General features: G+C 68.8%; 12 protein-coding genes. 6 read left to right on the top strand and 6 right to left on the bottom strand.

Annotated features, from left to right (window positions below; translation table 11 throughout):
- Positions 1–6: 6 nt before the first annotated feature.
- Both WS96_RS15810 and WS96_RS15815 read left to right on the top strand, forming a co-directional pair.
- Entirely contained in the window at positions 7–708 is a 702-nt protein-coding gene (locus WS96_RS15810) for a FadR/GntR family transcriptional regulator (RefSeq protein ID WP_059833653.1), read from the top strand.
- 252 nt (positions 709–960) lie between these two features.
- Positions 961–3,066 (top strand): TonB-dependent siderophore receptor, encoded by a 2,106-nt coding sequence (locus tag WS96_RS15815; RefSeq protein ID WP_059833655.1) that lies wholly within the window; start codon positions 961–963, stop codon positions 3,064–3,066.
- 193 nt (positions 3,067–3,259) lie between these two features.
- On the opposite strand, the gene WS96_RS15820 is transcribed toward WS96_RS15815, so the two are convergent.
- The 5 genes from WS96_RS15820 to xylA all read right to left on the bottom strand — a co-directional run bounded on the left by WS96_RS15820 (position 3,260) and on the right by xylA (position 10,013).
- Entirely contained in the window at positions 3,260–4,471 is a 1,212-nt protein-coding gene (locus WS96_RS15820; protein ID WP_059833657.1) for a sugar ABC transporter permease, read from the bottom strand.
- Complete coding sequence (gene xylG, locus WS96_RS15825) at positions 4,468–6,027, bottom strand: D-xylose ABC transporter ATP-binding protein (protein ID WP_059833658.1); 1,560 nt, start codon at positions 6,025–6,027, stop codon at positions 4,468–4,470. Before xylG ends, WS96_RS15820 begins: the two co-directional genes overlap by 4 nt.
- A 65-nt stretch (positions 6,028–6,092) precedes the next feature.
- Positions 6,093–7,121 carry a D-xylose ABC transporter substrate-binding protein gene (gene xylF, locus WS96_RS15830; protein ID WP_027786572.1) on the bottom strand — a complete coding sequence of 343 codons (1,029 nt, stop codon included), beginning with the start codon at positions 7,119–7,121 and terminating at the stop codon, positions 6,093–6,095.
- Between the two features lie 86 nt (positions 7,122–7,207).
- Positions 7,208–8,686, bottom strand: coding sequence for a xylulokinase (xylB, locus tag WS96_RS15835; RefSeq protein ID WP_059833660.1), 1,479 nt, complete (start codon positions 8,684–8,686; stop codon positions 7,208–7,210).
- Between the two features lie 4 nt (positions 8,687–8,690).
- On the bottom strand, positions 8,691–10,013 hold the full coding sequence (xylA, locus tag WS96_RS15840; protein WP_059506318.1) for a xylose isomerase: 1,323 nt from the start codon (positions 10,011–10,013) through the stop codon (positions 8,691–8,693).
- A 250-nt stretch (positions 10,014–10,263) separates the two neighbouring features.
- On the opposite strand from xylA, the gene WS96_RS15845 reads away from it, so the two are divergent.
- Both WS96_RS15845 and WS96_RS15850 read left to right on the top strand, forming a co-directional pair.
- A complete protein-coding gene (locus WS96_RS15845) occupies positions 10,264–11,457 on the top strand; it encodes a XylR family transcriptional regulator (protein WP_059827393.1) in 1,194 nt (397 codons plus the stop codon).
- Between the two features lie 27 nt (positions 11,458–11,484).
- Positions 11,485–12,573: an aldose epimerase family protein gene (locus WS96_RS15850; protein WP_059781755.1), complete on the top strand. Its 1,089-nt coding sequence runs from the start codon at positions 11,485–11,487 to the stop codon at positions 12,571–12,573.
- Between the two features lie 144 nt (positions 12,574–12,717).
- Here WS96_RS15850 and WS96_RS15855 read toward each other — a convergent pair whose 3' ends face one another.
- Positions 12,718–13,956, bottom strand: a complete 1,239-nt coding sequence (locus WS96_RS15855; protein ID WP_059833662.1) for an SfnB family sulfur acquisition oxidoreductase — start codon at positions 13,954–13,956, stop codon at positions 12,718–12,720.
- Positions 13,957–14,259: 303 nt separating this feature from the next.
- Between WS96_RS15855 and WS96_RS15860 the strand changes: the two genes are divergently transcribed.
- The gene (locus tag WS96_RS15860) at positions 14,260–15,543 is read left to right on the top strand and encodes an acyl-CoA dehydrogenase family protein (RefSeq protein WP_059833664.1); all 1,284 of its coding nucleotides are present in this window, start codon (positions 14,260–14,262) and stop codon (positions 15,541–15,543) included.
- Complete coding sequence (locus tag WS96_RS15865) at positions 15,540–16,940, top strand: LLM class flavin-dependent oxidoreductase (protein ID WP_059833666.1); 1,401 nt, start codon at positions 15,540–15,542, stop codon at positions 16,938–16,940. The genes WS96_RS15860 and WS96_RS15865 overlap by 4 nt, the downstream gene beginning before the upstream one ends.
- Positions 16,941–17,013 lie beyond the last annotated feature (73 nt).

Consider the following 17,013-nt stretch of genomic DNA (forward strand, 5'->3'; position numbering starts at 1 on the left):
CATCGGATGAAATCGACAGAACCCAAGCGGCTTTACCAATCGGTCGCGGCCCAGATCGTCGCGTTGATTCGCCAGGGCGAATTCGCGGTCGGCGAGCGGCTGCCGCCGGAACGCGAGCTGGCGCTGACGCTCGGCGTCTCGCGCCCGTCGCTTCGCGAGGCGCTGATCGCACTGGAAATCGGCGGTCAGATCGAGATCCGGATGGGCTCCGGCGTGTATGTGCGCGACACGGCGGCCGATGCCGTCGGCCCGATGGCCACGCTCGGCGACAGCCCGTCGGAATTGATGCAGGCCCGCGCGGCCGTCGAAGGCAGCGTGGCCGCATTGGCCGCCGCGCGGATGACGGCCGCGATGCTCGAGCGCCTGCGCCGCACCGTTCAGCGCATGAAGCGGCTCGCGGAGGCCGGCAAATCGCCGGTCGAAGCCGACCGGCAGTTCCACATGCTGATCGCGGAAGCCGCCGGCAACTCGGTGCTCACCCGCTTCGTCGGCGAGCTGTTCGACAGCCGCCACGACCCGATCGCGACGGCCATGCGCGGCCACGCGGAGAATCCTCAGACCTGGACCGCCGCCGTGCGCGAGCACGAGGACGTGCTCCTCGCGCTGCAAGCCGGCGACCCGATCGCCGCGCAAACGGCGATCCGCGCGCATCTTCGTGCGTCGGAAGCGCGGTGGATCGAGGGTGGGCTCAAAGCCGATCCGGATTGAACACACGCGCTCGCCGGCACGCGTCGGCGAGCGCGTCGTCACGCGAGGCCGGTCCGGCTTCCGTCCCGGCCTTCCCCTCATTGAACGGCTGGTAACACGCCGCTTCCCTTCCCCCGCCCAATCTCAAAATTACGATTGCAAATGCCTCTCATTTGCATTAAATTGCCGCGCAAATGTACTGTTTGGAACACAGAAGTCGGCGCGAGGCCGCCCGCCGTGCCCGAACGCGAAACACACTAAAAAGGGAGGAGTATGAGCAGGAGGAACTGGGCGGCCGCACCGATGGCCATCGTCGTCGGCACTGCCGGCATGGGCGCCGCCGACGCGCAGGAAGCGGCGCTGCCGACCATCGAGGTATCCGCGCAACGCGCGACGGCGCCGTTTCGCACGCGCGAATCGACGAGCGCGACGCGTAGCGAGGCGGACGTGATGGAGATTCCGTTCGCGGTCAGCAGCGTCGACACGAAGCTGATCCAGACCGTGGCCGCCACGCGCGGCGACGATCTTTACGACTGGGTCGCGGGCGTCTCGCGCCAGAACAACTTCGGCGGCCTATGGGACAACTACGCGGTGCGCGGCTTCGCCGGCGACGGCAACACGTCCGGCACCGACTATCTGGTCAACGGCTTCTCGTGGAATCGCGGGATGAGCGTGCCGCGCGACACCGTCAACCTCGAGCGCATGGAAGTGCTCAAGGGGCCGGCGTCCGCGCTGTATGGCCGCGGCGATCCGGGCGGGATCATCAGCTACACGACGAAGCAGCCGCAGTTCGCACGCGCGAACACCATCGGCGTGTCGGCCGGCAGCTACGGCGCATTGCGCCAGACGCTCGATTCGACCGGCCCCGTCACGAAATCGCTGGCGTACCGCTTCGTCGCGATGAACGAGAACAACGGCAGCTTTCGCGACACGGTGTCGAGCAAACGCTACCTGTTCTCGCCGTCGTTCACCTGGGACATCGGCGCCGACACGACGCTCCACTACGAGTTCGAGAGTGCACGTCAGCGCGCGCCGCTCGATCGCGGCGTGCTCGCGGTCAACGGGCAGCTCGGCGCGATCCCCGCGTCGCGCTTCCTCGGCGAGCCGCGCGACGGCGACTACGACGTGCGCAACACGGGGCACCAGTTCACGCTCGAGCATCGCATCGATTCCAGCTGGTCGATCAATGCCGGCGTCGCGCAACGCAATACCGACCTGACGGGGCGCTCGTCCGAGGCGTTCGCATTGCAACCGGACGGCCGCACGCTGTGGCGCCGCTACCGGCAAGTTGCGTTTCACTCGAACGACCTGCAAGGCCGCCTCGAGACGGCCGGCACGTTCCGCACGGGCGGCATCGGCCATACGCTCGTGATGGGCGTCGATGCGTACCGCTTCAACTACGACCAGTTCGTCACGCGCTCCACGCCGACCGCCGCCGCGCCGTATGCGATCGACATCTTCGATCCGGTCTACGGCCAGCCCGCACCGACGCCGCGCACCGCGACCAACCTGCTCGAGCGCGACGACGGGCAAGGCGTCTACGCGCAGGACACGCTCGCGTTCGGGCCGCACTGGAAGATCCTGGCCGGGCTGCGCTGGGATCGCTTCCACCAGTCGATCGACAACCGCCTGAAGAGCGTGACGACGAGCCAGTTGCAAACCGCGCTGAGCCCGCGTCTCGGCGTCGTGTATGAAATGAGCCCGGCGTTGTCGCTGTATGCGAACACCGCGTATTCGTTCCGGCCGAACAACGGTGCCGACATCAATGGCCGCGCGTTCGATCCCGAAAAGGGCCACGGCTACGAAGCCGGCGCGAAATGGGCGGGCACGCGCTGGCTCACGACCGTCTCGGCGTTCTACGTCACCAAGCGCAACGTGCTCACCGCCGATCCGGCCAATGCCGGCTTCTCGCGCGCGGCCGGCGAAGTGCGCAGCCGCGGCGTCGAATTCGAATGGAGCGGCGACCTCGGTCACGGCTTGCGCGGCATCGCCAACTTCGCGTACGTCGACGCCGAGGTCACGCGCGATACCGTGCTGGCGCCCGGCTCGCGCCTCGTCGACGTACCGCGGTTGAGCGGCAGCGCGCTGCTCATGTACGAGACGACCCTGCCGTTCGCGGACAAGGCCGGCGCCGGTGCCGGCGTGATCTACGTCGGGCGCCGAGCGGGCAACACCGCCAACACGCAGGACGGCTTCGAGCTGCCGGCCTATGCGACCGTGCAACTCAACGGCTATCTTCAGGTCAACAAGCACCTGCGTGCGTCGGTCGTGCTGAACAACCTGTTCAATCGCACGACCTACGTCAGCTCGTACAACAGCCTGTGGGTCACGCCGGGCGCGCCGCGCAGCCTGTTCGCGTCGCTCGCCTACTCGTTCTGAGTCGGCCGGGGCGGCTGACGCGACGCGCATCGCGCGTCAGCCGCCGACCGCGAACCGCGCGCCCAGCGCGACCGCGACCAGCGTCGCATACAACGCCGCGACGAGTACCCAGAGCATGACGAGTTGGGTGGAGAACGCCGGACGCTTCATCGGTGGTCTTCCTCTTTGTCGACCCGCACCCGACACGGCTTCGTCACCGCCGGTTCGACCGCGACACCACGTCGATCCACACCGCCAGCACGAGCACCGCGCCCTTGACGATCATCTGCCAGTACGCGTCGACGTCCAGCATCGACATCCCGTTGTCGAGGCTCGCCATCACGAGCGCGCCGATCAGCGCGCCGTAGACCGTGCCCGACCCGCCGCGCATCGACGTGCCGCCGATGAAGCACGCGGCGATCGCGTCGAGTTCGCCCATCGAGCCGGCGGACGGCGACCCGGCCGCGAGCCGCGCCGTGTTGACGAGGCCGGCAAACGCGCACATCAGCCCCATCAGCGCGAAGATCGCGAGCTTCACGCGATCGGTGTCGACGCCCGACAGCCGCGTCGCCTCCAGGTTCGAACCCACCGCATAGATACGCCGGCCGAACACGGTCTGCGTCGCGATCCACGAGAACACGCCGAGCAGCACGAGCAGCAGCAGCACGGGCACCGGAATGCCGCCGTAACGGTCGAGCGTCGCGACGAAAGCGAACAGCACCGCCCCGGCGCCGACGATCTTCGCGACGTCCTGCCACAACGGGGCGACCGCGAGCCGGTAGCGCCGCCGCGTGCCGCGTTGCCGCACCACCAGCAGCGTCGCGACCGCGAACAGCAGGACCGCGAGGCCGTCCCCGGCCACGCGCGGCAGATAGCCCTGCCCGATGAACACAAAGCCGTCCGACACGGGCGCGATCGTCGAGCCGCCCGTCACGCCGAGCAGGATGCCGCGAAACGCGAGCATCCCGCCGAGCCCGACGATGAACGACGGCACGCGCCGATAGGTCGACCACCAGCCGTTGAAGAGCCCGATCAGCACGCCGAGCGCGAGCACGGCCGGAACCGTCGCCGCGACCGGCCAGTGGCGGTTGACGTCGAGGATCGCGGCGACGCCGCCGAGCAGCCCGAGCAGCGAGCCGACCGACAGGTCGATCTCGCCCGCGATGATGACGAACACCATGCCGCACGCGAGCATGCCGGTGATCGACATCTGCCGCAGCAGGTTCGATACGTTGCGCGGCGTGACGAACGCGCCGTCCGTCAGCACCGAGAAGAACGCCCAGATCGCGACGACCGCGAACAGCAGCGCGAGCACCTTGTAGCGCGTGAAGACGTGACGCAACGGCAGCCGCGGCGCGCGGCCGTCCGGACGCCGCGCGTCCGCATCCGGCGTCGCCGGGGTCGAGGAAGAAAGTTCGGAATTCATGTCGCACTCGCTGCGGTGGGTTCGGCGGGCAGCCGCGCGGGCTTCAGCGCGGCGCCGAGAATCTGTTCCTGCGTGAGGCCCTGGTTGACGAAATCGCCGCGCAGCTCGCCTTCGCCGATCACCAGCACGCGATCGGCCAGGCCGAGCACCTCCGGCAATTCCGACGACACGACGATCAGCGCGACGCCGCGCTTGGCCAGCGCGAAGATCAGCCGGTAGATCTCGGCCTTCGCGCCCACGTCGACGCCGCGCGTCGGTTCGTCGAGGATCAGCACCTGCGGCTCGGTCAGCAGCATCTTCGCGAGCACCGCCTTCTGCTGATTGCCGCCCGACAGGCTCGCGATCGACAGGAACGGATGCGCGGCGCGCACCGACAGCCGCTGCATCTCGGTGCGGATCGCGTCGAGCTCGGCGGCCGCGTCGATCCGCCCGCGCGCCGCGAAGCGCCGCAGCACCGCCAGCGTGATGTTGTGCCCCACGCCGAGCTGCGGCACGATGCCGTGGCGCTTGCGGTCCTCCGGCACCATCGCGATGCCGGCGCGGATCGCGTCGGCCGGCGAGCGGATCGACAGCGGCCGGCCGTTCATCGTCACGCTCGCCGTGCACGCGCCCGGATACGCGCCGAAGATCGCCTGCATCAACTCGGTGCGGCCCGCGCCGACGAGCCCGGCCACGCCGACGATCTCGCCGCGCCGCACGCTGAACGACACGTCGTCGACGCGCTTGCGGCGCGCGTTCGTCACGTCGCGGCACGTCACGTGGCGCACGTCGAGCACGACGTCGCCGATCTCGTGCGGCTCGCGCGGATACAGGTCGCGGATCTCGCGGCCGACCATCATCGCGATGATCCGGTCGGTGGTCAGCGCATTCATCGGCTCGGTCGCGACATGGCGGCCGTCGCGGATCACGGTGACCGTGTCGCATACGGCCGCCACCTCGTCGAGCTTGTGCGAGATGTAGACGCAGGCGACGCCACGGCGCTTCAGGTCGCGCACGATGTCGAGCAGGATGCGCGTCTCCGACGCGCTCAGCGACGACGACGGTTCGTCGAGGATGAGCAGCTTCGCGTGCTTGTTCAGCGCCTTCGCGATCTCGATCAACTGCTGGTGGCCGCCGCCGTAGTTCATCACCGGCTGCGCGACGTTGATCGTGTCGATCCGCAATTCGTGCAGCAGCTCCTCGGCGCGCCGGACCATCGCCGCGAAGTTCATGCGCCCGCCCGGCAGCGTGATCTCGTTGCCGAGGAAGATGTTCTCGGCCACCGACAGCTCGGGCACGAGCATCAGCTCCTGGTGGATGATCGCGATGCCCGCGCGTTCGGTGTCGCGCACGCCGGACGCCACGAGCGGCGCGCCTTCCCAGCGGATCTCGCCGTCCCACGTGCCGTGCGGGTATACGCCCGACAGCACCTTCATCAGCGTCGACTTGCCCGCGCCGTTCTCGCCGCACAGCCCGACGCATTCGCCGGGCCGCACGGTCAGGTCGATGCCGTCGAGCGCCTTCACGCCGTCGAAGGCCTTGACGATGCCGCGCATCGTCAGCAAGGGTTCCGTCATTCGTTCATGCCTCGCAGTAAGCGCGGCCGCCGTCGCGGCGACCGCGCGTCGCGCCCGTCGTACGCTTACTGGCTCGCCAGCTGGGCCTGGGTATAGAAGCCGTCCTTCACGACGACGTCGACGTTGCGCTTGGTCAACAGCGTCGGCTGCAGCAGCACCGTATCGACCTTCTTCTTGCCGTTGTCGTATTGCGCGTTGAACGCGGGCTTCGTGCCCTTCGCGAGATCGACCGCGAGCTTCGCGGCTTCGCTCGCGATCAGCTTCAACGGCTTGTAGACGGTCATCGTCTGCGTGCCGGCGATCACGCGCTTGACCGCGGCCAGATCCGCATCCTGCCCGGACACCGGCACCTTGCCGGCCAGATGCTGCGCGGCGAGCGCCTGGATCGCGCCGCCGGCCGTGCCGTCGTTCGATGCGACGATCGCGTCGATCTTGTTGTTGTTCGCGGTCAGTGCGTCCTCGACGATCCGCAGCGCAGTCGACGCGCTCCATTCGGGCACCCACTGCTGGCCGACGACCTTGATGTCGCCGCGGTCGATCGCGGGCTTGAGCACCTTCAGTTGTCCTTCGCGCAACATCTTCGCGTTGTTGTCGGTCGGCGCGCCGCCCAGCAGGAAATAATTGCCCTTCGGCTTCGCGTCGAACACGCCCTGCGCCTGCAGCTCGCCGACCTTCTCGTTGTCGAACGAGATATAGGCGTCGACGTCCGCGTCGAGGATCAGGCGATCGTACGATACGACCTTGATGCCGGCCTTGCGCGCTTCGGCGACGACGTTGCCGAGCGTCTTCGAGTTGAACGGCACGATCACGATCACGTCGACGCCGCGCGAGATCAGGTTCTCGATCTGCGAAATCTGCCGCTCCTCGCTCGCATCGGCCGACTGCACCGACACCTTCGCGCCGAGCTTCGTCGCGGCCGCGACGAAATAGTCGCGATCGCGCGACCAGCGCTCGACGCGCAGGTCGTCGATGCAGAAGCCGATCTCGGGCTTGTCCTTGCTCGCGTGCGCGAGCGGCGTGCCCAGCGCGAGGATCGCCAGCGCGGCGGCGCCGGCAAGCGAACTCAATACGGTACGACGCGTCACGGATTTCATGTCTCCACTCCTTGTTATGGAACCACCTCACGAACCGCGGGCGGCCGCCGGATGGCACCGCCCGCATCCAGTCACGGCGACGTGCGTCACGCGCCCGTCGCAAACACCGGTTCGAGCGCCCGATACAGCGCGCGAAACGTCGGCCGCCGCACGTCGCGATACCACGCGTGCCGCGCGGAGTCGGGCTCGCGCACCGCGACGACCGGCGGTTGTGGACACACGTCGGCGAGCGCCGCATCGGGTTCGAGCGCGAGATGTGCGAGACGCGCGGCGCCGAGCGCCGGCCCCACCTCGCCGCCCGCGCGCAGCGTCAGCGCACGGCCGCTCAGGTCCGCGAGCATCTGCGTCCAGTACGCGCTGCGCGAGCCGCCGCCGATCACGGTGATGTTGTCGGGCGCGAGCCCGGCCGCATGCAGCGCGTCGATACCGTCGAGCAGCGCGAAGCCGACGCCTTCGAGCGTCGCGTTCGCGAGATCCGCGCGCCGCGTGTCGGGCGTGAGCCCGTAGAACACGCCCTTCGCGTTCACGTCGTTGTGCGGCGTGCGCTCGCCGCTCAGGTACGGCAGGAACCACGGGCGGCTCGCGCGTGCGTTCGTTTCCGCATCGTCGAGCAGCGCCGCGACGCCGTCGTAACCGGTCAGTTGCGCGGTGAAGTCGACGCAGCCGGCCGCGTTCAGCATCACGGACATCAGGTGCCACGTATCCGGCAGCGCATGGCAGAAGCTGTGCACCGCGGATTCGGGATTCGCGCGGAACCCGTCCGACACCGCGAAATACACGCCCGACGTGCCGAGCGACAGCAGCGCGTCGCCGGGCCGCACGATGCCGACACCCACCGCGCCGGCCGCGTTGTCGCCGCCGCCGGCCACCACCGGGATCTCGCGCAGGCCGAGCGCCCGCGCGACGGCCGGCAGCAGCGTGCCGGTGATGCGATTGCCCTCGAAGACGGCCGGCATCTGCGCGCGCGACAGCCCGCAGGCGGCGAGCAACGTGTCGTCGTAGTCGCGCTTCGCGACGTCGAGCCACAGCGTGCCGGCGGCGTCCGACGCATCGGTCGCGAACGCGCCGGTCAGCCGGTAGCGCAGATAATCCTTCGGCAGCAGCACGTAGGCGATGCGCGCGAACACGTCGGGCTCGTGACGGCGCACCCACAGCAGCTTGGGCGCCGTGAAGCCCGGCATCGCGATGTTGCCGGCCACCGTGCGCAGCGCGGGCGCGAGCCGTTCGAGCTCCTCGCACTCGGCATCCGCGCGGCCGTCGTTCCACAAGATCGCGGGGCGCAGCACGTCGCCGTGGGCGTCGAGCAGCGTCGCGCCGTGCATCTGTCCGGTCAGGCCGAGCGCATCGATGTCGCGCGGGTCGATGCCGGCCGTGCGCGCGTCCGACACGAGTGCGGCGAGCGCGCCGCATGCGGCGTCCCACCAGTCGCGCGGCGCCTGCTCGGACCAGCGCGGCTGCGGCCGGCTCGCCGCGAGCGGGCGGCTCGCGCTTGCGCGCACCGCGCCGTCGCGGTCGAGCAGCACCGCCTTCACGCCCGACGTGCCGAGATCGAGTCCGATGTACATGGCGTCAGCGCAGCCCGTAGATCGCCTGGTTCACGATGTTCTCGAGCCGCTCCTGCGCGCCGCTCGCATGCCGCGGGTCCACGCCCCGCGCGAGCGCGTCGGCCGCCAGCGACTCCAGCGTATAGCCGCCCGACAGGATCTTGCGGCCGAACTCGCTGTCCCACTGCGCGTAGCGCTGCCGGCGCAGTGCGTCGAGCCGGTCGTTCTCGACCAGCACCGCCGCGCGTTCGAGCGCGAGCGCGAGCACGTCGATCGCGCCGACGTGACCGTAGAACAGGTCTTCCGGATCGATGCTCTGGCGCCGCACCTTCGCGTCGAAGTTCATCCCGCCGGTCGTGAAGCCGCCGTGGCGCAGGATCTCGTAGAACGCGAGCGTCAGTTCCTCGACGCTGTTCGGGAACTGGTCGGTGTCCCAGCCGTTCTGCGGATCGCCGCGGTTCGCGTCGACGCTGCCGAACACGCCGAGCGCGAATGCGTTCGCGATCTCGTGATGGAACGAATGGCCCGCGAGCGTCGCGTGATTGGCCTCGATGTTCACGCGGATCTCGTTCTGCAGTCCGTACTGCACGAGGAAGCCGTGCACCGTCGCCACGTCGTAGTCGTACTGATGCTTGGTCGGCTCCTGCGGCTTCGGCTCGATCAGCAGCGCACCCTTGAAGCCGATCCGGTGCTTGTGCTCGACGACCATCGACAGGAAGCGGGCGAACTGGTCGCGCTCGCGCTTCAGGTCGGTGTTGAGCAGCGTCTCGTAGCCTTCCCGGCCGCCCCACAGCACGTAGTTCTCGCCGCCGAGCCGATGGGTCGCGTCGAGCGCATGGCGCACCTGGGTCGCGGCCCACGCGAACACGTCGGGGTTCGGGTTCGTCGCGGCGCCGGCCGCGAAGCGCGGGTGCGAAAACAGGTTCGCGGTGCCCCACAACAGCCGCACGCCGGTTGCCTGCTGACGCTCGGCGAGATAGTCGACCATCCGCGCGAAATTCGCCGCGTATTCGCGCAGGCTGTCGCCTTCCGGCGCGACGTCGGTGTCATGGAACGTATAGAACGGCGTGCCGAGTTTCGTGAAGAACTCGAATGCGGCGTCGGCCTTCATCCGAGCGCGTTCGAGCGCGTCGCCGGGCTGCTGCCACGGCCGCTGAAACGCGCCCTGCCCGAAGATGTCGTGGCCCGGCCACACGAACGTGTGCCAGTAGCAGACCGCGATCCGCAGATGCTCGGCGAGCGTCTTGCCCAGCACGCGCCGCTCGGGGTCGTAATGGTGATAGGCGAGCGGGTTGTCCGACTGCGGACCTTCGTAGCGAATCGCGGGAATGTGTTCGAAATACGACATGGCGTCTCCGTGCAGGTTCTTGTTGCAGCGCAACGCACGTCGGGATGACGCACGCGGCCGAATTCGTTGGCTGGATCGTGCCCGCGCGCCTGCCGGCCGGCAATTGCGAAATTGCGCAGCACGCTTGATGTTTCTTGCCAGCCGCGTTCGCGCGGCGCAGGTTCCGTCCTACAATCGCCGTACACCGCGCGCCGCCTCCATGAGCGCGCCCCGGAGACAACGGCGCCCGACGCGCTCACCCGACACCGAGATGACACGCGCCCCATCCGCCCAGACACCGCACCGCATCGCGCTGCTGTTCAACGCGAACAAGGTCTACGACCGCGAGATCATCAGCGGCATCGGCCAATATCTGCACACGACGCGCGTCGTGTGGGACCTGTTCCTCGAAGACGATTTCCGCTGCCGGCTCACCGGGATCGAGCGTTTCGACGGCGACGGCATCATCGCGGACTTCGACGACCCCGCCGTCGCCGACGCGCTCGCCGGTTCGCCGCTGCCGATCGTCGCGATCGGATCGTCGTACGAGGACCCGGCGCAATACCCGGACGGCGTCCCATATATTGCGACGGACAACCCGAAACTCGTGTCGCTCGCCTATACGCACCTGATCGGGGCGGGACTCGCGCATTTCGCGATGTACAGCCTGCCGGTCGCGCAGGAGAACCGCTGGGCGCAGCAGCGCGAACTGGCGTTCGACCGGCTCGCGCGCGCGGACGGGCTCGACGCGCCGATCTACCGCGGGCTGTCGACGAGTGCGTCGGGCTGGAATCACGCGATCGAACAACTGATCGACTGGCTGCACGCGCTGCCGAAGCCGGTCGGCGTGATCGCGGTGACCGATGCCCGCGCGCGGCACCTGCTGCAGGCGTGCCTGATCGCCGGCATCGCCGTGCCGGAACAGGTCGCGATCATCGGTATCGACAACGATCCGCTCACGCGCACGCTGACGCGCATTCCGTTGTCGTCGGTGATCCAGGGCACCGAGGAAATGGGCCGCACCGCCGCGCACCTGCTGCACCGGATGCTGCGCGGCGCGCGCTTTCCGGGGCAGCGCATTCTCGTGCCGCCGGTCGGCATCAACGTGCTCGAATCGACGCGCCACCAGCCGCTCGCGAGCCCGCACGTGATGCGTGCCCGGCATTTCATCCGCCAGTACGCGTGCCAGGGGATCAAGACCGAACAGGTCGCCGACTATGTCGGCGTATCGCGCTCGCTGCTCGAGGAGCACTTCCGGCGCGAACTGCAGCGCACCGTGCATCAGGAGATCCTGCGCCACAAGCTCGAAGCCGCGCAGGCGCTGCTCGCCGGCCGGCAGGCGTCGAGCGCCGAAGTCGCGATCCGTTGCGGGTTCACGTCGCTTCAGTACATGTACGCGGTGTTCAGGCGCGAACTCGGCTGCACGCCGCGCGAATATCAGGAACGCGCGGCCGCGACGAACTGACGCCCGCCGCCCATCCGACATCCACTCATGCATATCGATACCGATTCCTCATACCTGACGCCCGGCGTGGCCCGCGTGCATGCCGAGCCGTGGGGCGCGTTGCCCGACGGCGAGCCCGTGCGGCGCTATACGCTGCGCAACGCGCACGGAATGCGCGTCGTCGTCAGCGACCTCGGCGCGACCGTCGTGTCGTGGCTCGCGCCCGACCGCACGGGGCGCTTTGCCGATATCGTGCTCGCGCACGACACGCCGGCCGAGTACCTCGAATCCGGCGTCTATCTCGGCGCGACGATCGGCCGATGGGCGAACCGGATCGCCGGCGCGCGCTTCACGCTCGACGGCGTCGACTACCTGCTCGACCGCAACGAGAACGGCAACCTGCTGCACGGCGGCGCGAACGGGTTTCATCGTGCGCGGTGGGACGTGCTCGACGATAACGGCGGGCTGACGTTGCGGCTCGATTCGCCGGAAGGCGACGCGGGATTCCCGGGCAACGTGAGCGTGCAGGTTCGTTACACGCTCGACGACGACGGCACGCTGACGATCGACTATACGGGCTGGACCGATGCGCCGACGCCGCTGAACCTGACGAATCACAGCTACTTCAACCTGAACGGGCGCGCGGGCAGCGACGTGCGCGGCCATCTGCTGCACATCGACGCCGACGCGTTCCTCGAAGTGGACGACGCGCTGATCCCGATCGGGACGGCCGACGTGACGGGCACGGCGTTCGATTTTCGGCAAAGCGCGCCGCTCGGCGCGCGCCTCGACTGGCCGCATGCGCAACTGGCGCGCGCACGCGGCTTCGATCACTGCTTCGTCGTGGGCAACGGCGCGCGCGAGGTCCGGCCGGTCGCACGCGTCTACGATCCGGAGAGCGGTCGCGAGTTGACCGTGTCGACCGATCAGCGCGGGCTGCAGCTCTATACGGGCAACTATCTCGACGACGTGCGCGTGAGCGGCGGCACGCGGTGCGCCCGACACGCGGCACTGTGCGTCGAGGCGGGCGGCTTTCCGGATCAGGTCAACATGGACGGCCTGCGCGACGAAGCGATCGTGCGTCCGGGCGACGTCTATCGGCAAACCACCCGGTATCGGGTGGGGGTTCAGGCATAGGTCGCGCACGGGACGCGCGAGCTGCGTCGTCGCGCGTCAGGCGGCGTCGACGGCGCGCCGGCGACGGCGACGGCGATCGGCCTGATCGGCGCGCCGGGTTTCACGCTCGCCGGCAGCGCGCTGCCGGCGTCCGACCGCCGACGCTCAATTCCACGCATGGCGCGCCGGGCGCGCGCCGTTCAGGTAGTAGTTGCCGACGAGGTGATATTTCCAGCGCACCGGATCGTGCAGCGTATGCGTGCGCGCATTGCGCCAATGCCGGTCGAGGTTGTGCTCGGCGAGCGTCGACTGCGTACCGGCCAGCTCGAACAGCTTCTCACCCGCGAGCAGCGCGACCTCGGTCGTCAACACCTTCGCTTCGCCGACCGCGACGGACGCCCGCGCGACGTCGTCTTCGGTCACGTCGCCCTTTGCCGCGATCTCGTCGAGCGTGCGCGCCGCACGCTCGAGCAACGCGTCGGCCGCATGCAGCTGGATATGCAGGCCGCCGATTTCGCGAATCGTCAACGGATCATCCACCGCCCGTTCGACGCCGCTGTCGACCCACGGCCGCGTGCGGGTCCGCACGAACGCGAGCGTATCGTCGATGGCCGCCTTCGCGATGCCCGCGTCGATCGCCGCCTGGATGATCTGCGACAGCGGACCGTTGAGCGTCGGCACGTCCGACACGCGCTGCGCGGGCAGCACGTGCGATGCCGGGATGCGCACCGCATCGAGCACGACCGTGCCGCTCGCGGTCGTGCGCTGCCCGAATCCCGACCAGTCATCGATCACGGTCAGCCCCGGCGTCGGTTGCGGTATATACGCGAGCCATGCCTGCTGCGCGTCGTCGAGCCCGAGCACCGGCACGTAATGCGCGAACAGCGCGCCGGTCGAATAGAACTTCGTACCGTCGACCACGTAGTCGTCGCCGTCGCGGCGCACGCGCGTCTTCAGGTCGAGCACGTGCTTCGTGCCCTTCTCCGAGAACCCGTTGCCGAACCGCTTGCCGCTCAGCACTTCGGCGAAGAAATGACGCTTCTGCGCGTCGCTGCCGACGAGCGCGATCACGTCGACCAGCCCGAAATGGTTCTGCGGAAGCTGCCCGAGCGACGCATCGGCCGCGGCGACGATCTTGATCACCTCGGTGAGCGTCACATGCGATACGCCCGCGCCGCCGTATGCCTTCGGCACCGTGATCGCCCACAGCCCCGACTGCGAAAACCATTCGATTTCCTCGCGCGGCAGGCGGCGCTCGCGATCGCGCTCGGCGGCCCCTTGCGCGAGGCGTTGCGCCAGCGCGTGCGCGACCGCAAGCGCTTGCGCATCGTCGGCGATCACGTTCGCCGCCTGCGGTGGCGCGTCGGCCGGCCGCTCCTGAATCGTCGCGCTCGTGTCTGACATCGGTCTCTCCTGTCGAATGGCGAAAGCATTCAATCTAGCAGCGCCACGCGGGCCGGAAAACCGAGCGATTCTCGAAACGATATTCCTTGGGAGAACAAACGACGTCGAGCCCGACGCAGGCGAGCCGATGTTTCGGCGTCGCAACGGACGCGAGAACGTCGACGCGCCTTCACCCGGTCGCAGTCGCAGCCCCGGTAATACGCAGCGACGATAACGATCCGAGAATCCGTTATTGGAGCGCCGGCGTCGCGCTTCCTATACTGGGCTCCCGGCGCACACGGCCTGTTTTTCGAGGAATACCGCATGACTTCGTCGCACGCAGCCTCCGACCTTTCCACCGGTACCGACTACGATGCGCTCGCGAGCCGGTTCCGGCCGATCTTCGCGCGCATCGCCGCCGGCACCGCCGAGCGCGAACGCCGCCGCGAACTGCCGCACGAGGCGATCGGCTGGCTGAAATCGGCGGGCTTCGGTGCGATCCGGCTGCCGGCGAGCGCCGGCGGCGCCGGCGCGTCGCTGCCGCAGTTGTTCCGGCTGCTGACCGAGCTGGCCGCCGCCGATTCCAATTTGCCGCAGGCATTGCGCGGACACTTCGCGTTCGTCGAGGACTGGCTGAACGCGCCGGACGGCCCGCAACGCACGACGTGGCTCGACCGCTTCGCGAGCGGCCAGCTCGTCGGCAACGCGTGGTCGGAAGCCGGCGACGTCCCGCTCGGCCAGACCGTCACGAAGGTATCGGAGCGGCATGGCCGGCTCGTGCTGAACGGCCGCAAGTTCTACAGCACGGGCAGCCTGTTCGCCGACTGGATCGACGTGTTCGCGCAACGCGCGCACGACGGCAGCGACGTGATCGTCGCCGTGTCGACCGCGCAGCCGGGCGTGATCCGCGAGGACGACTGGGACGGCTTCGGCCAGACCACCACCGGCAGCGGCACGACGCATTTCGAGGATGCGGCGGTCGACGCGGAGAACGTGATCGATTTCGCGCGCCGCTTCAAGTACCAGACCGCGTTCTACCAGCTGTTCCACGTCGCGACGCTCGCCGGCATCGGCCACGCGATCGTGCGCGACGCGGGCGAGCTCGTGCGCAACCGCACGCGCGTGTACAGCCACGGCAATGCGCAGCGCGCGGGCGACGATGCCCAGCTGCAACAGGTGATCGGCGAGATCGCGTCATGGGCGTACGCGGCCGACGCACTCGCGCTGCGTGCCGCGCAACCGCTTCAGCACGCGTACGAAGCGCGCTTCGGCGGCGACGAAGCGGCCGAGCAGGCCGCGAACGTCGCGGCCGAAATCGAATCCGCGCAGAGCCAGCTCGTCGTGTCCGAACTCGTGCTGCGCGCGGCGACGCGCCTGTTCGACGCGCTCGGCGCATCCGCGACCCGCAGCACGACCGCGCTCGATCGCCACTGGCGCAACGCGCGCACGGTGTCGTCGCACAATCCGCTCGTCTACAAGGCGCGCATCGTCGGCGACTGGATCATCAACGGCCGCACGCCGCCGTTCGTCTGGCGCGTGGGCAGCGGTGCGGGCGCCCATGCGGACGCCGGCGCGCGAGCGAAAGCGGAAACGGGAGCGGCGCAATGAGCAAGACGATCCGCTTCAACGCGTTCGAGATGAACTGCGTGGGCCACCAGTCGCCCGGCCTGTGGGCGCATCCGCGCGACCGCTCGTGGCAGTACAAGGATCTCGACTACTGGACCGACCTCGCCCGCGTACTGGAGCGCGGGATCTTCGACGCGATCTTCATCGCGGACGTGATCGGCTACTACGACGTGTACAAGGGCAGCAACTATCACGCGCTGCACCAGGCCGCGCAGATCCCCGTCAACGATCCGCTGCAACTGGCCGCGCCGATCGCGATGGCGACCGAGCATCTCGGCATCGGCATCACCGCGTCGACGACGTTCGAGCACCCGTACACGTTCGCGCGCCGGCTGTCGACCGCCGACCATCACACGAAGGGCCGGCTCGCATGGAACATCGTCACGTCGTACCTGGAGAGCGGCGCGAAGAACGTCGGCGATCGCGGGCTGCGCACGCACGACGATCGCTATGCGGTCGCGGCCGAGTACGTCGAGGTGCTGTACAAGCTGTTCGAAGGCAGCTGGGAGGATGACGCGGTGGTGCGCGATCGCGCCGGCCGCGTGTTCACGCATCCCGAGAAAGTGCACGAGATCGGCCACAAGGGCCGCTTCTTCGACGTGCCCGGCTATCACCTGTGCGAGCCGTCGCCGCAACGCACGCCGGTGCTGTTCCAGGCCGGCGCGTCGGGCCCCGGCAAGGCGTTCGCCGCGCAGCACGCCGAATGCGTGTTCGTCGCCGCGCCCACCCGCGACCAGCTCGCGCGCTACGTGGCCGACGTGCGCGCGCAGGCCGCCGCCGCCGGACGCGACCCGGCGAAGGTGCTGATCTACAACCTCGTCACGGTGATCGTCGACGAGACCGACGCGCAGGCGCAGGCCAAGTTCGACGAGTATCGGCGCTACGTGTCGTACGACGGCTCGCTGGTGTTCATGTCGGGCTGGACCGGCATCGACTTCGGCCAGTACGCGCCGACCGATCCCGTCAGGCGCGTCGAAACGAATGCGATCGTGTCGGCGGTCGAGCACCTGTCGGGCGGCGACACCGCGTGGACGATCGAGGCGTTGGCCGCCTGGGGCGGCATCGGCGGGATGGGCCCGGTATTCGTCGGGTCGGCGGCGACCGTCGCGGACATCCTGCAGGAATGGGTGGCCGCGACCGACGTGGACGGCTTCAATCTCGCGTATGCGGTCGCGCATGAAACCTTCGAGGACGTCGTGCGCCATCTCGTGCCCGAGCTTCAGCGCCGCGGCGTGTACCCGACCGCGTATGCGCCGGGCACGCTGCGCGAAAAACTCTTCGGCGGCTCGGCGCGACTGCCGGACGAGCATCCGGCCGCGCGGTATCGCGACATCGAACAGGTCAAGCGCGAGGCCGAGCGGGAAACGGTCGACGCGTAACGGCAATATGTCGAGGCCGGTCAGTCCGCATTCACGCGGCGACCGGCCTCAGCGCAAACGGCTTCGTGCAGTC

The sequence above is a fragment of the Burkholderia sp. MSMB1835 genome (assembly GCF_001526365.1).
GTDB lineage: Bacteria > Pseudomonadota > Gammaproteobacteria > Burkholderiales > Burkholderiaceae > Burkholderia.

Bases quoted from the DNA above. Each gene is read 5' to 3' on its own strand.
- WS96_RS15810 (WP_059833653.1), top strand. From the start codon at position 7: ATGAAATCGACAGAACCCAAGCGGCTTTACCAATCGGTCGCGGCCCAG.
- WS96_RS15815 (WP_059833655.1), top strand. From the start codon at position 961: ATGAGCAGGAGGAACTGGGCGGCCGCACCGATGGCCATCGTCGTCGGC.
- WS96_RS15820 (WP_059833657.1), bottom strand. From the start codon at position 4,471: ATGAATTCCGAACTTTCTTCCTCGACCCCGGCGACGCCGGATGCGGAC.
- xylG (WP_059833658.1), bottom strand. From the start codon at position 6,027: ATGACGGAACCCTTGCTGACGATGCGCGGCATCGTCAAGGCCTTCGAC.
- xylF (WP_027786572.1), bottom strand. From the start codon at position 7,121: ATGAAATCCGTGACGCGTCGTACCGTATTGAGTTCGCTTGCCGGCGCC.
- xylB (WP_059833660.1), bottom strand. From the start codon at position 8,686: ATGTACATCGGACTCGATCTCGGCACGTCGGGCGTGAAGGCGGTGCTG.
- xylA (WP_059506318.1), bottom strand. From the start codon at position 10,013: ATGTCGTATTTCGAACACATTCCCGCGATTCGCTACGAAGGTCCGCAG.
- WS96_RS15845 (WP_059827393.1), top strand. From the start codon at position 10,264: ATGACACGCGCCCCATCCGCCCAGACACCGCACCGCATCGCGCTGCTG.
- WS96_RS15850 (WP_059781755.1), top strand. From the start codon at position 11,485: ATGCATATCGATACCGATTCCTCATACCTGACGCCCGGCGTGGCCCGC.
- WS96_RS15855 (WP_059833662.1), bottom strand. From the start codon at position 13,956: ATGTCAGACACGAGCGCGACGATTCAGGAGCGGCCGGCCGACGCGCCA.
- WS96_RS15860 (WP_059833664.1), top strand. From the start codon at position 14,260: ATGACTTCGTCGCACGCAGCCTCCGACCTTTCCACCGGTACCGACTAC.
- WS96_RS15865 (WP_059833666.1), top strand. From the start codon at position 15,540: ATGAGCAAGACGATCCGCTTCAACGCGTTCGAGATGAACTGCGTGGGC.